This window comes from Halobacteriovorax sp. RT-2-6, from assembly GCF_047085025.1.
Taxonomy (GTDB): Bacteria; Bdellovibrionota; Bacteriovoracia; order Bacteriovoracales; family Bacteriovoracaceae; genus Halobacteriovorax_A.
In genome coordinates, this window is sequence record NZ_JBKIYH010000001.1 from 58633 (window position 1) to 72306 (window position 13674).

Sequence of the window (13674 nt, forward strand, 5' to 3'; positions counted from 1 at the left end):
TCCTAAGGAAATTATATCATTATTATCGGATAATATTTGATAAAACTAAGTCAATTTTTTGTGAACTTACTCTAAATGCTTGAATCTACGTAGTCTTTTAGGCTCTGGGCCGACTCTTTAGTGCCATCTTTAAACCACTTTGCCTCTGGATAACTGACAATATGGATACCTTCACGGCATTTTCCAAGGCAGTCGCTTGAAGTAACTCTAACGACACCTTTTCCATATTTTTCGTTGAAATATGTCTTTAACTCGCTCTTTAATGCCATGGCATCATCAAGCATAGGGCAATCATTCTTCTTACAGCTCTTGCAAATAAAGATGTGTTTTTTAAAGAGATTCGTGTCGTGTTCTTTTGCCATATAGAGTCCTAAGCTGTTATTATAATTAAAAAATTTTAAGGATTTATACTATGGATTTTTGCCAAATTCTATCAGCAAAACAAAAAGCATTACAAATTAATTTAGATAATAAAATTTACGGCAGTTTCGCAGAAATTGGTGCAGGACAAGAAGTTGCTCGTGAGTTCTTTAGAGCTGGCGGTGCAGCGGGGACTGTTGCTAAGACGATGTCTGCTTATGATATGCAAATTTCGGATGCTATTTACGGTGTCGAGACATCTGGACGTTATGTTTCTCAAGGACGTCTACATACGATGTTAGAGACAGAATTCACAAAAATGTACAAGCGTCTTAAAGATCAAAGAGAAGAGGGAACAAAATTCTTTTGCTTTGCTGATACTGTTGCAGCAAAAAGTTACTCTGGTCGCGGAGAGTGTCATGGTTGGCTTGGTGTACGTTTCCAACATCAAGCAGGGGCAGCTCCTTCTGATTTAATCATTCACGTTAATATGCTTGATCAAGAAAATCTTCAGCAACAAGAGGCCATTGGTTTTCTTGGTGTGAATATGATCCACAGCTGTTTTTATAATTCAAATGATTCATCTCATCTTGTTTCATCTCTAATGGATAACTTATCTGCTAGTCGTCTTAAGATTGATATGATTGACGTTAAAGGTCCGGCCTTTGATGGAGTTGATCCTCGTATTCTTTCTTTAGAACTTGTTAAGAGAAAGTTTACTTCTGCTGTTATGTTTGATGAGAATGGTAAAGTTGTTCAAATCAAAGATTACTTATATCGAAAGCCACTTGTTGTTTTAAGAGGCTCTTTTAGGCCGCCAACAAAGGGAAATGTTGATGCGCTTAAAGTAGGGCGTGAGCTTTTATGCACAAGTGAGAAGTGTGAGAATGTTGTGACTCTTTCTGAGATCTCAATGTCAAAATTACTTTCTCGTTCATCTTCAATTGATAACGCTGATTTTTTAGCTCGTGTTGATTTACTTGCAAAAATTAAGCAAAAAGTTTTAATTACAAACTTCGCTTCTTACTTCGAACTCAATCAGTTCTTACAGCCAATTGCTAAGAATCAAATTGCGTTTATTACTAACACTTATAATTTAAATGAGATTTTAAATATCAAGCATTATGAGGATACTTCATTTGGGATCCTAGGTGGATTAGGTGAATTATTTGGCCTTAATACTAAATTATATCTTTATCCATGTGCAGATGATAATGATGCAAAAAATCGCCTAAGCTTTGCTGATGTAACTTATGACAAGTCTCTTGAGTTTCTTGTTAAGTATCTTCGTGAAAATAAGTTAATTGTCGATCTTGAAGGTTATGATCATGAAGCATCAGGAATCTGGTCTCGTACAGTTATTGAGATGATCTCAAGCGGCGAGAGCGGCTGGGAAAAAATGCTTCCAGAAGAAGTTGTTGAATTAGTTAAGAGTAATAATTTATTTAAAAATTAAGAGAACATCATGAAAAAGATTCTAAGTATTATTGCAGGCCTTCTTATATTAATCATAGCAAGCGTCTACTTTATGCTATTGGGATCTTTTCCAGTAATGCATGGTAGTCTTAAAGTTGATGGCCTAAATGGTCTCACTAAGATCTATCGTGATCATGAAGGAGTTGTTCATATCGAAGCAGACTCTCGTCACGATATGAATTATGCTCTAGGCTTTTCAATGGCCGGTGATCGAAGCTTTCAATATGAGCTAATTAGTCGTGCTGGCCAGGGAAGACTTGCAGAAATTCTTGGGCCAGATCTTGTCGCTGTTGATAAATTATTTCGTACTTTAAACTCTAAGTATATTCGTGATGGCATCTTGGCCTCTCTTGATCCGGTTGTGAGAAAAGATCTTGAGTCTTTTATGGCCGGCTATAACTACTATCTTGAAAATAATGTTAGGCCGATTGAATTTTTCTTACTGGGAATAAAGCCTAAGAAAATTGATATCGAAGATATCTATGGTGTCTTCGTTTACTTAAATTATAGCTTTTCGCCATTTATGAGAAATGAAGTTGCTTATCAAAATATTATGGCAAATGTTAAGCATCGTGATTTTAAGTATCTCTTTGCTAATAATGAGGTTGATTTCTCTAAGCGTGTAAGACGTGTCGTTGATGCAAGCTTTATTGACTACGAATCATTATTAAAAGGAATTGGTACTTTTACTGGCTCAAATGCTTGGGCGATCTCTGGAAAGAAGACGAAGTCTGGAAAACCAATCCTAGCAAGTGATCCGCATATCAATTTTTCTGCACCTAATATTTGGTATGAAGCAAATATTAAGAATAAGGAAGAGGGCTTTCATATGTATGGCCACTTCCTACCACTTATTCCATTTCCGGCCATGGGCCACAATCGAAAACTTGGTTGGGGATTAACTATTAGTTACACAGATGATGTTGATCTTTATCAGTTAGAAGATGATTTTGAAATTGTACGAGTTGAAGACTCTTTGATTAAAGTGAAGGGAGAAGAGTCAATCAATTTCCAAATCAAGTGGAGTAAGAAGGGTCCTGTTGTTAATGAAATCGTTCAGGCCGTAAACAAAGACGCAAAGAATATTGCGGCCCACTTCAGTTTCTTTCAAGAAGGTAACAAGCCTATTGAGGGATTTTATGGTCTTGGCCGTGCAAAAAACTTTGAAGAGATAAAGAAGGCCACAAGTATCGTTAAGTCACCTGGCCTTAATATTGTCTATGCGGATGCTGATGGGAATGTGGCAAGACTTATCATGGGGGATAGTTACAAAAGATCACATCCATTTGAATCAGATCTTGTTCAAACACCTGATCGCAAGATTCTAGGGGTCTATACATTTGATGAGAAACCTCATGAGATTAATCCTGAAAATGGTTTTGTTGTTTCCGCTAATGATGCACCAAAGACAATGAAAAGTGGTATCTATCACCGTGGTGGTTGGCATTCAGATAATCGCTATAATACTATTTTAAAGTCACTTGAGCTTCGAGATAATTGGGATATGGATTCTCAAAAGATGGTTCAAACTGCAAGCTTCAGTACGAATAATCGTAGGATGCAAAAAATTATTAATAATGCGCTAAAGAAATATCCAATGACTGCTCTTGAAGAAGAGGCCTTAAAATTCTTTATGGATTGGAAAGGTCATTCTCGCAAAGAACAGGTTGGACCGACAATATTTCATGAAACAAATATGCGTATTCGTAAGCTTCTAATGGATGAGATGGGTGAGGACTACGTTAAGTATTGTAAGGCCATTAACTCTTGGATTTATTATTACCGCTTACTTGAAATGCCAGATAACTCTTGGTGGGATATTGAAAAGACTGCACCAATTGAAGATCGTGACCAGGTCATTTCAATGGCATTTAAAGAGGCCGTGAACTATCTAAAGCAAGAGCTTGGAGATGATGTCAGCAAGTGGCGCTGGGGACTTATTCATCAGCTAACAATGCCTCACCCATTTGGAAAAAATGAGTTTCTTGCGAAAATATTCAATCAGGGCCCATATGAGGCCAACGGATCTATCAATAGTATCAACCATATTCGTCGTGTCTCATGTGAAGCAGGACACACTCCGGTGACAGGACCAAGTACTCGTCGACTAATTGACTTTGCTAATGTCGATATTTCTTACGGGATCCTTCCATTAGGAAACTCTGGGCATATGCTTTCTCCTTATTATGATAATCAGAGAGAACGCTTTATGAATGATGAGTATCGTACACAAATCTTTAGTTTTGATTTAATGAAGAAATCAGGCCCTAAAGTCTTAACTCTAAGGCCATTATAGAAGTTTATTTAAGTCTAAATTGTGAAGAGCGATTAGGTGCATTCCACCTATCGCTCACAAGCTCACTTGCAACCTGCTGAGAACGACTGAAGTCCACATTTTCTGGCGTATAAGTTACGCCTGGGTCTTGTTGAACGTGAAGAGTTTGGGTCGGGAAGGCAAAGTTAATACCATGCTTCTTGGCCGCTCTTAAAATATCTAATAAGAATTTATGCTTTTCATTTAATTCGTCATCCCAACTTGGAACTTCCCAAAACATATAGACAAGAATATTTAGAGAGCTTGCTCCCATTGAATTAAAATATACTTGGAAGTTATCCTTTCTTGTCATTGGATGAGCAACGATAATCTGACGGATACTCTCACAAAAGTTTTCAATCTTTTCTGGAGGAGTCGCGTAATCGATACCTAGAGTTGTATTAAAGCGACGATATCTTCTGCGTCCAAGGTTGTCGATATTGGCATTGATAAGGTTTCCGTTTGGAACTGATAGCAGGGAGTTGTGAAATGTTCTGATACGAGTTGAGCGCATACCAACTTCTTCAACAATACCTTCGATATCATTATTAATCTTTACCCAATCTCCAATTGTGAATGGGTTATCAAAGAGAACTGTAAATGAACCAAATAGGTTAGAGATTGTATCCTTGGCAGCAAGAGCGAAGGCGATACCACCAATCCCCATACCAGCAAGAATTGATTTCATATCTAGCTCGAGTGCATCTCCAATGAAGATGATTCCAACTGCGTAAATAAAAAATCTGGCAGTCTTTCTGATAAGTGGAACGACAATATCATCAAATTTATTTTCTGTTTCACGTGCCTTGTCCTCTAGATAGAGACAAATGACAGTGAGAAGTTGATTTAGGATAAATACCACTGAGATTGCCATGACAATATCACAGGCCTTAACGACAAGAACGAGTGCATCTGCAGGGAGATCAATCCATGTTGCTAGCGTTTGAAACACATAGGCAAAAGCAAGACTACCAAAAGGAGAGGTTAGTCTATTTTGTTGCTTCTCTGTAAAAGTGATATTTCTTTTCTTTAAAATTGAAATTGTTTTTGCTGCAATATAGTAGCGAATGATTCGGTCAACGATAAAGCTTAAAAGAGTAATTACAAGAAGCAAAATCCAGTGAATATTTAAAAGCAGAAAGCGCTGATGAAATGTCCATGCTGGAAGGTATTCTTTTAATCGATCCTTAGGGGATTGGCTGTAAACGACATCCTTAGCAACTTTTTTACCTTTAAGAGAGAGGTCATAGAAGCGAAGGGAGTTCATCGTCTCCTTTGTAAATAGCCACACCATCTTATCGCCACGTTGTACTTGGCGAATTGATATCTCAACATTGTGATCTTTATTTTCTACTTGGACGACTTCTTTACGGTAGTACCAAACTCCATCATCTACCTTTCGTGGGATCTTCTTTACATCTATATATTCAATACGATCAAAAATAGTGATTAGAGTTCGTGAGAAATCTTTAAGCTTAAAATCTTTTACTGTCTCTGGAATATGGCGGCCATCAAGCGCAAGTATTGCTTGATCGAGCCCTCTTTCATTTCCAAGCTTGTAGGCCTTCATTGACTTTAAAAAATAATTCATCGTCGATCGTGGTGAGCTTAGATCAAGAGGTGGTAGTTTTTGGGCAAATACCTGTGCCTTTAAAATTAAAACTAGGATTAGAAAAATCTGAAGAAAAAATTTATTCATAATAATCTCATTTATTTCGAAAAAAATATTTTGGTTACCTTGACAATTATAAAACACGTCCCATCTTTATAGTAGAAGGGGAAAAATACCTCATAATTTTAGGTGTTTATACCCATAAAATTGCGTGGAGGAATTTTTATGAATAAGTACGATTCAATCGTTGCAGGCAGTCTCGATATTGCCCAATCTCTTCTTATGGAAAAGAAGAATACTCAACTATCTGAGTGGCACCTTGCTTACGGGCTGGTGAAAAATCCTTCTTCTTTTTCATCAAGAGCACTAAAGAATAAATTAAAAGATATTAAGGCCGAAGTTGAGCGCTTACCTCAAGCTTCTCAAGAAGTTTCACTTGATAATGTTAGACCAACTGCTGGCCTAAGTAAGTGGCTAACATTGGCATCTTCCAATGCTATTCAATCAGGCCGTCAGGAAGTAACAGAAACTGATCTTCTAAAGCATATTGTGACAACCCTCTCCAGTCTCAATATCGATCCGAATGTCTTTAACTCTGCTATGAATGAAGACGAAGAAGAGGTTCCTGCCTTCCTGACGAACCTGAATGAAATGGCCCAAGAAGGCAAGCTTGATCCTGTCATCGGTCGCTCTAAAGAGATTCGTGCCGTGATGGAAATCCTAGGACGTCGTGGAAAGAATAACCCTGTTTTAGTTGGGCCGGCCGGTGTTGGTAAAACAGCTATCGTTGAAGGCCTTGCTGAAATGATTGTTAAAGGGACTGTCGCCGATGTACTAGAAGGTAAAACTGTCTATGCCCTTGATATGGGGGCCTTGATGGCCGGAACAAAATTTCGTGGTGAATTTGAAGAACGTCTACAAAAGCTTTTAAAGTATATTAAGCAAAATGCGGCCACTTCAATCCTATTTATCGATGAGATACACCAATTAGTTGGTGCTGGTAAGACAGATGGCGCGATGGATGCCGCCAATCTTTTAAAGCCAGCTCTAGCAAGAGGTGAGCTAAATTGTATTGGTGCAACGACTGATGAAGAATATCAAAAGTATATTCTAGGTGATAGTGCACTTGAGAGGCGCTTTCGTGCGGTACCTGTAAATGAGCCTTCAAAAGAAGATGCAATTGAAATATTAATGGGTATCCGTGAGAAGCTAGAAATCCACCATGGAATTAAGATCTCTGATGATGCAATTTATAACTCTGTCATTTTATCTGATCAGTATATTACGGATAAGAACCTTCCTGATAAGGCAATTGACTTAGTTGATGAAGCAGCAAGTGCTCTTAAACTTTCTGCCGAAGCTATGCCTGCTAAGCTGGTTGAATTAGAAGCGGATATTCGTTCTAAGAAAGTTAATATGCAGATTGATAAGGATAATGAAAAGCTTGCTAAGGAAGTCGAAGAGTTAGAAAAAACTTTCAATGCACAAAAAAGTACATGGGAAGAAGAAGTTCTTTCTCTTAAAAGAGTCTCCGAGTTAAAGAATCAGCGCGATCGCTTAAATTTTGAGCTTGAGGCAGCTGAAAGAAATCAGGACTATGAAAAGGCATCAATGATTAAATATTCTCAACTTCCTGAAGTTGAAAAAGAACTAGAAGCTTGCCATCATGATTGGGTTCTAGCGACAAAGGATATTGCACTTGTGATCTCAAGACAAAAAGGGATTCCTGTTGAGAAAATCCTTAAATCTAAACAAGCGCAAATTTTACAGCTTGAAGGATTCTTAAAGTCTCGTGTTTACGGACAAGAGGAAGCCTTGACTGAAATAGCTGATACAATTGTGTCGGCCCACGCTGGTCTTACTGACCCTTCTCGACCACTAGGTTCATTCCTCCTAAAAGGTCCTAGTGGTGTGGGAAAGACGGAAACAGCAAAGGCCCTTTGTGAGTTCTTGTTTGATACACAAGATAACTTAATTCGCTTTGACCTCTCAGAGTTTAGTGAAAAACACTCTGTGAGTAAGCTCATTGGAGCGGCCCCTGGTTATATTGGTTATGAAGAGGGTGGTGTTCTAACTGAAGCAGTAAGACGTCACCCTTATTCAGTGATCCTATTTGATGAAATTGAAAAGGCCCATCATGATTTTGGCGATATCTTGTTACAGATTCTCGACGATGGAAGGCTCACAGATAACAAAGGTCGCACGATTGATTTTAAAAATACGATTATTCTTGTCACTACAAATGCGAAAGAAGTAGAAACGGCATTTAAACCAGAAGTGTTGGGACGTCTTGATGCTGTTCTGACATACAATGCTCTTGATCGCTCAATTATGAACTCGCTAATTGATAAGCAAGTACGCTTACTTAACTCGAGACTTCTTGGACGTAAACTTAAAGTTGATCTATCTGAAAGTGTACGTGCGAAACTTAATGAGCAAGGGTATAGCGAAGCCTATGGAGCAAGACCTCTGGCATCAATCTTTAACAGACTCGTTACTAGGCCTTTATCAAAAGAGATAATGGCACATGACCTAGAAGAAAAAGACTTAAAGATTGATTATAAAGATTCTCAGTTTACAATTAATTAAAAACTTAGGGACTACTTTTGAAAGGAAGTAGTCCCTTTAAATCCTCATGATATTTTTTCACACTCAAGTTTTGATTATGTACATGATTGGCAATCGCTTCATGTAATTGTACATTTTTTAAATGGTGCCATGACTCAATCTCTACTGGCCTAAAGCCACGATAGAGCTTTTGTTCTCCTTGAGCACCAGCTTCAAAGATCGCTAGGTTATTTTCAATCGTATACTCAATTGCTTTGTAGTAACACATTTCAAAGTGGAGAAATTCGAAATTGTGTTGGTGTAGTGGGTGAATTCCCCAGTAGCGTCCGTAGAGTTTTGTTTCAGATTCAAAAAAGAGCGCCATTGCAATAATTGAGTCTTCTTTATAGGCGAGGTGAAAAAAACAATTATCTAGTGTGTTTAAACCTAAGAAGAATGCAAGTGTAAGATAGGCGTAAGCCGATTTCTTATCAATTGTTGTTAGATATAAACCATAAATTTGCTTAAGCTCATCTGATGAAAGCTCTTTAGCGAAAACTTTTTTTATCTCAATATCGTAAGAGTGACAGGCCTTGCGCTCTTTTTTAATACTCTTTCTTTTATTCTTTTTAAGTTTAGAAAGATAGTCGTCAAACGATTCGAATTCGTTAATAAAATGATACTGTGTTGTGATTTGCTTAAAAAAACCAAGCTCCTTAAGTTCAAGATAGCTCTCATCTGTAAAGTAGTAGTGCTCACTTGATAGCTCGAGTCCTTGATACATATCAAAAGACTTCGTTAGAAGTTTACTATCAAATTCTTGAGTGAATTTACTATTATTTACTGGTGTAAAAGGGATGGCATGAATTAGTTTTGGGTAGTATTCAATTCCCATACGGTGATAAAGATCTGCCCAGGCCCAATCAAAGATATATTCACCATAGCTGTGAGATTTTATATAGGAGATGAGTTGATTATTTTCTCCCTCAATGTGGACAGGCTCCCAGCCTCTTTGAGGGCATGCACTCCCACTATCTTCAATTAATTTTAGAAAGTGGGAGTTGGCAAATGTATGCATGTTATTTATTTAATTCTTCTCGGATCTGTAATTCAAGTTGTTGGTAGCTAAAGCGCTCTAGTGGCTTGCCGTTGATAAAAAATGTTGGTGTACCACGAACTCCAAGGGCCTTACCGTCTTCAGCATCTTGTCTAATCCATTCCATAAACTTTGGATCATGCATATCACTCTTAATTTTGTCGATATCTAAATCAAGAGTTGTAAGGTAGTTCCAAATAAGATCTGGTCTCGGGTTATGATGATTTCCCCATGCTGGCTGACTTTTAAATAATAGATCAAGTGTTTCCCAATACTTTCCTTGTTTTCTTGCGGCTTCTAAAATTGAGATTGCATATGCAGAGTTCTTATGAAATGCAGCGTAGCGAACGACTAGTTTTACCTTTCCTTCATATTTATTCATGATTTCTTTTACATATGGAGAAAACGCACGACATGATTCACATTCCGGATCTAGAAATTCTACGAGAACAACTTTTGCATTATCTGGTCCCATTGATGGAGAGTAATCACGTACAAATAGCTTGTGGTTTTCATTGGCCATAAAGCCTAGTTTGGCCGCCTGCTGTTTCTTGTAAAATGTTGCACTAATAGCAAATACTGCAATAACTGTAATAATCGCAGCTATGATCTTATGACTTTTTTGCATTTAAAAATTCCTTGTTGTTATAAATTTCTAATAAGAATAGTGATAATAAAATTGTAAAAGCAAAGAATGCCAGCATTGGGATTGAGATGAAACCAAACCAATTAATCCATTTTTCTGAACACGGCACACCACTAACACATGGGCTAGCGCTTTCAGGAATGACTTTAAGCTGGACAAGATTGTGATAAATCGAAATGAGCCAGCCTGCAAAAATGAATGGTGCACTATAAAGTATGCTGCGCTTATCATCTTGATAGAAGCCAATTAATAATATGGCCGCAAGAGGATACATTGCAATTCTTTGCCACCAACAAAGTGCACATGGAACAAATTCCATGATCACACTAAAAAATAGCGAGCCAGCTGTTGCAAGTACTGCAACAATCCACATAATGAAGAGAGTGTTTTCTTTGATTAATTTCATGACAATAATCATAACGAAACTTTAAACAGATGACCAAGTAATTCGTCATCTGCTTAAAGCGTTATATTGTCAATTTTTTGTAAAGTGGTTTTTATTAAAGAGAATATTCAGGATTGAACTCTTGTTGTCCTTCTTCAAGCACAACTGTAGGCTCCGCCACGATATCTTCATCTTGTACTTCTACAGAAGATGTATGATTTGATGTCGTTCCCATGTTAAAAAAGCGCTCAAGATTTTCTTGCATCTTTCTAAGCTCTTTCATAATTGAGTCTGCTTCTTTACCTTCATAAGTTAATTCTTCTAAAAGAATTCGAGTAAGGTTCTTATTCATTCTCTTTGATAGGTTTCTTAGGTGTGCGTATTCAGCTGGTAATGGCTCCATTGTCTCCATTTCCTGTTCTGCTTCTTGAACTCCACCTCGTTTAGCAGCTGCAACGATTTGCTTTACTTCTTTTACTGTCTTATCTGCAATCATTGGAAGAACGCTATCTTGCACTTCCTTGTCTAATTTGATGATTTCATTTGTTACACTTGCATTGATGTGACCAAGCTGGCGTGCTTTCTTAACATGTTCTGAAGCAAGAGCATCTCTTTTGATTGCTCCTTTAATAACACTCTTTGAAAGACCAGTCTTTTGTGCAGTAATGGCAGCAAATGAATCTTGATCTTGCTCTTCTTTAGCTTTTTCCAGCTTCTTCTCTTCTGTTGTTGTTGCGATTACATCAACTTCAATCTTAGTCGCTGTCGGATTAAGCTCTTCAAAGATTTCGCGCCCACGATTAAGGCACTTTTCAAATTCAAGTTTATCAAGTGGTCTTCTCACTAAGTTTTCATCAATTGAAATAAGTTCTTGCTCAAGGCTTTGTCTATCAACTACGTGAACAGGAATCTCTTCAATACCGAGTTCTTTGAGTGCTTGATATCTTCTAGCACCTGCTAGTAATTCATTATCTTTATTAATTGTTAGAGGATTAATTAGACCAATATTTTCGATACTGATTTTTAATGTATCAACATCAGTATTTGTTCTTAGGTATTCACTATTAAGTTTAATATCATTGATATTAACAGTTGTTGTTTGCATGGAGTCCTCTTAATTTTCAAAAATTTGTGTGTTGTGTGGGCCCTAGTTTAATAGGGAAATGTATATCTGACTAGAGGTGTAAGGTATTTTTAGTAACCACGCCCTGTGTTGACGCGCTCAATTATTCTCAGTGTAAGTGTGTGAGGTATAGTGGTTAATAGGGTTTTGAAGATTTTGTTTAGAAAACCTGGGACAATATAAAATTTGTTTTTGCTAAGTGCGCCTATCGTCTCATTCACCACTTGCTCTGATGAAATACCACTGAAGTGCTGCTTTTCGGCCTTGCCTTGGTTAATTCGAAATTGAGTGTAAACAAGTCCAGGGCAAACTGAAATAACTTGTTTGTTTGTCCCGCTAAGATCTCTTCCTAGGGCCAAGCTAAATGAATGAATCATGCTCTTTGAGGCCGCATAGACACTTTGTCTTGGAACAGGGAAGAAGGCATAGAGTGAAGCGATATTGATTATTTTAAGTTCTTCTTTTTGCTGTAAAAAGTGATGGCTTAAGCGCATTGGTACTTCGACATGTACTCTTTGCATGCTTACTTGTTTTTCAATATCTGTTTCAGGATATTTTCCAGCTACTCCAAAGCCTGCATTATTAACAAGGTATGACAAAGGTTCTTTGATCTTAGAGATTACGTATTCACAAGCTTCACTTTCGCACAGATCCTTAATAATGATCTCACAATTTACTTGGTATTTCTCTCGGTACTCTTTAGCATTTTGATCGAGAAGAGTAAGGTTTCGGCCATGAAGATAGAGGTCGTATCCAAGAGAGGCAAAATAGTCAGCAAAGGCCTTACCCATACCTGTTGTTGCGCCCGTGATAAGTACTGTCTTTTTATCTCTATGATTGCTTACGTTCATGATACCAAATTCCAATATTTCGAGGGGACTCTACTTCATTGAAGAATGCCATTAGTTTTGCTTCTTTGCCTCGCTCTTGTAACATGATAGCACGATCATAGAGAAGGTAAAGCTCAAGAGCACGGCCAAACTGCCAGCGAACAATATTGGCAAAGAAGAGCTTTTCTAATAACTCTTGATTTTTTGCATAGAGTTCATCAAGTTGCTGTGCTGTTAAATTAATTGGAATATTGTTTTCTGTTAGCTTTGAAATAGCGTATTCACTAAAGGATTTAGCATAGAGTCTTTTATGAGCATCACCAATTGAGATCACATCAATATCACTTCCTAGTACACTATCAATGTAGATTTGAAGGCAATAGCGATAGTTCTTAACTTTTTTCTTTTGCTCGAATTCTTCGAGGCTCATGCTTTGATGGCCGCGAGTTGCCAAAGTTAAGCTATTACTCTCAAGCTCTAGTGGCCCAATTTCTTTTGCATAATTTGAAATATTAATATGCTTACTTGGTTCAAGTTTATTATAGCAACAACCAAAATTTAGAAGTCCACGAGTTTGATTTCTACTTGCCACCTGCATATGCTTAACCGCAAGAGAGCCACAAGTGTGAAGTCCTAGGGAGAAAGAGTCATTACAAAAAATACGCGCATTCTCATCTCCATCAAGATCAATACTAAAATCATGATTGATGAAGTTTACGTCCTTTGCCAGGTCTGGCCTTGGGTACTTTTTTAAACGATTTTTTCCAATTTCTTGAAATTCACTATTAATATCAAGACTGATCATTTCCATGCCAAAGTAGTGGGCAAGGGTGCGCGAAAGATGACCAACACCACCGCCAATATCAACAGTATGCTTAAAATCGCCTTCCTTATTTCTAAGTTTCTTAAGAAAATTTGCAATGATTAAAATTTCGTCTTGCTTCTTTCCCTTAACTTTATTAAATGCCCAACTCGGAAGCTCATCCACGCCGCGAATGAGTTCTTCATCCACCGTTTCATAAACTTCATTTTCTCTAAGAGAGCATAGTAAAGTTTTTAAGGGGCCATCTTCTAATTTCGAGTAATCGCGAAGACAGTCCATCTCATAGAGTTCTTCGTGAGTAAGCTTTTTTAGAGGTGTGAGGAATTCTTCAGGATACAGCTCGTCGATTTCTCCAGCGCGCCATGCTTGGAGAACTTCTCTTTGCCATAGCTTAGTGTATGGCCTTAAAATAGTGGCAAGATTTAAAAAAAGCTGCTGATAATTCATGCACAGCAATGTAGC

At 37.6% G+C, this 13674-nt stretch carries 11 protein-coding genes; 3 read left to right on the forward strand and 8 right to left on the reverse strand.

All coding sequences use genetic code 11. The features are described 5' to 3' along the window. Positions 1-71 precede the first annotated feature (71 nt). Positions 72-362, reverse strand: a complete 291-nt coding sequence (locus tag ACMAYS_RS00265; protein ID WP_103217000.1) for a (2Fe-2S) ferredoxin domain-containing protein — start codon at positions 360-362, stop codon at positions 72-74. Between the two features lie 50 nt (positions 363-412). Here ACMAYS_RS00265 and ACMAYS_RS00270 point away from each other — a divergent pair, with 50 nt between their 5' ends. After that, positions 413-1816, forward strand: a complete 1404-nt coding sequence (locus tag ACMAYS_RS00270; RefSeq protein ID WP_392992213.1) for a TonB-dependent receptor — start codon at positions 413-415, stop codon at positions 1814-1816. 9 nt (positions 1817-1825) lie between these two features. After that, positions 1826-4132 (forward strand): penicillin acylase family protein, encoded by a 2307-nt coding sequence (locus tag ACMAYS_RS00275; protein WP_412462511.1) that lies wholly within the window; start codon positions 1826-1828, stop codon positions 4130-4132. A 4-nt stretch (positions 4133-4136) separates the two neighbouring features. On the opposite strand, the gene ACMAYS_RS00280 is transcribed toward ACMAYS_RS00275, so the two are convergent. After that, positions 4137-5849 (reverse strand): mechanosensitive ion channel family protein, encoded by a 1713-nt coding sequence (locus ACMAYS_RS00280; RefSeq protein ID WP_412462512.1) that lies wholly within the window; start codon positions 5847-5849, stop codon positions 4137-4139. Positions 5850-5987: 138 nt separating this feature from the next. Between ACMAYS_RS00280 and ACMAYS_RS00285 the strand changes: the two genes are divergently transcribed. Beyond that, the gene (locus ACMAYS_RS00285; RefSeq protein WP_412462513.1) at positions 5988-8351 is read left to right on the forward strand and encodes an ATP-dependent Clp protease ATP-binding subunit; all 2364 of its coding nucleotides are present in this window, start codon (positions 5988-5990) and stop codon (positions 8349-8351) included. Positions 8352-8355: 4 nt separating this feature from the next. On the opposite strand, the gene ACMAYS_RS00290 is transcribed toward ACMAYS_RS00285, so the two are convergent. From ACMAYS_RS00290 to ACMAYS_RS00315, 6 genes are all read right to left on the reverse strand, one after another. Then, complete coding sequence (locus ACMAYS_RS00290) at positions 8356-9387, reverse strand: peptidogalycan biosysnthesis protein (protein WP_412462514.1); 1032 nt, start codon at positions 9385-9387, stop codon at positions 8356-8358. A 1-nt stretch (position 9388) separates the two neighbouring features. Next, positions 9389-10033, reverse strand: coding sequence for a DsbA family protein (locus ACMAYS_RS00295; RefSeq protein ID WP_233189690.1), 645 nt, complete (start codon positions 10031-10033; stop codon positions 9389-9391). Next, entirely contained in the window at positions 10017-10457 is a 441-nt protein-coding gene (locus ACMAYS_RS00300; protein WP_103217559.1) for a disulfide oxidoreductase, read from the reverse strand. Before ACMAYS_RS00300 ends, ACMAYS_RS00295 begins: the two co-directional genes overlap by 17 nt. Before the next feature lie 94 nt (positions 10458-10551). After that, a complete protein-coding gene (locus ACMAYS_RS00305; protein WP_103217006.1) occupies positions 10552-11541 on the reverse strand; it encodes a ParB/RepB/Spo0J family partition protein in 990 nt (329 codons plus the stop codon). Positions 11542-11630: 89 nt separating this feature from the next. Then, on the reverse strand, positions 11631-12410 hold the full coding sequence (locus ACMAYS_RS00310) for an SDR family NAD(P)-dependent oxidoreductase (protein ID WP_103217007.1): 780 nt from the start codon (positions 12408-12410) through the stop codon (positions 11631-11633). Next, positions 12391-13659: a methyltransferase gene (locus ACMAYS_RS00315; RefSeq protein ID WP_392992202.1), complete on the reverse strand. Its 1269-nt coding sequence runs from the start codon at positions 13657-13659 to the stop codon at positions 12391-12393. Before ACMAYS_RS00315 ends, ACMAYS_RS00310 begins: the two co-directional genes overlap by 20 nt. Positions 13660-13674: the final 15 nt, after the last annotated feature.

Bases quoted from the DNA above. Each gene is read 5' to 3' on its own strand.
- ACMAYS_RS00265 (WP_103217000.1), bottom strand. From the start codon at position 362: ATGGCAAAAGAACACGACACGAATCTCTTTAAAAAACACATCTTTATT.
- ACMAYS_RS00270 (WP_392992213.1), top strand. From the start codon at position 413: ATGGATTTTTGCCAAATTCTATCAGCAAAACAAAAAGCATTACAAATT.
- ACMAYS_RS00275 (WP_412462511.1), top strand. From the start codon at position 1,826: ATGAAAAAGATTCTAAGTATTATTGCAGGCCTTCTTATATTAATCATA.
- ACMAYS_RS00280 (WP_412462512.1), bottom strand. From the start codon at position 5,849: ATGAATAAATTTTTTCTTCAGATTTTTCTAATCCTAGTTTTAATTTTA.
- ACMAYS_RS00285 (WP_412462513.1), top strand. From the start codon at position 5,988: ATGAATAAGTACGATTCAATCGTTGCAGGCAGTCTCGATATTGCCCAA.
- ACMAYS_RS00290 (WP_412462514.1), bottom strand. From the start codon at position 9,387: ATGCATACATTTGCCAACTCCCACTTTCTAAAATTAATTGAAGATAGT.
- ACMAYS_RS00295 (WP_233189690.1), bottom strand. From the start codon at position 10,033: ATGCAAAAAAGTCATAAGATCATAGCTGCGATTATTACAGTTATTGCA.
- ACMAYS_RS00300 (WP_103217559.1), bottom strand. From the start codon at position 10,457: ATGAAATTAATCAAAGAAAACACTCTCTTCATTATGTGGATTGTTGCA.
- ACMAYS_RS00305 (WP_103217006.1), bottom strand. From the start codon at position 11,541: ATGCAAACAACAACTGTTAATATCAATGATATTAAACTTAATAGTGAA.
- ACMAYS_RS00310 (WP_103217007.1), bottom strand. From the start codon at position 12,410: ATGAACGTAAGCAATCATAGAGATAAAAAGACAGTACTTATCACGGGC.
- ACMAYS_RS00315 (WP_392992202.1), bottom strand. From the start codon at position 13,659: ATGAATTATCAGCAGCTTTTTTTAAATCTTGCCACTATTTTAAGGCCA.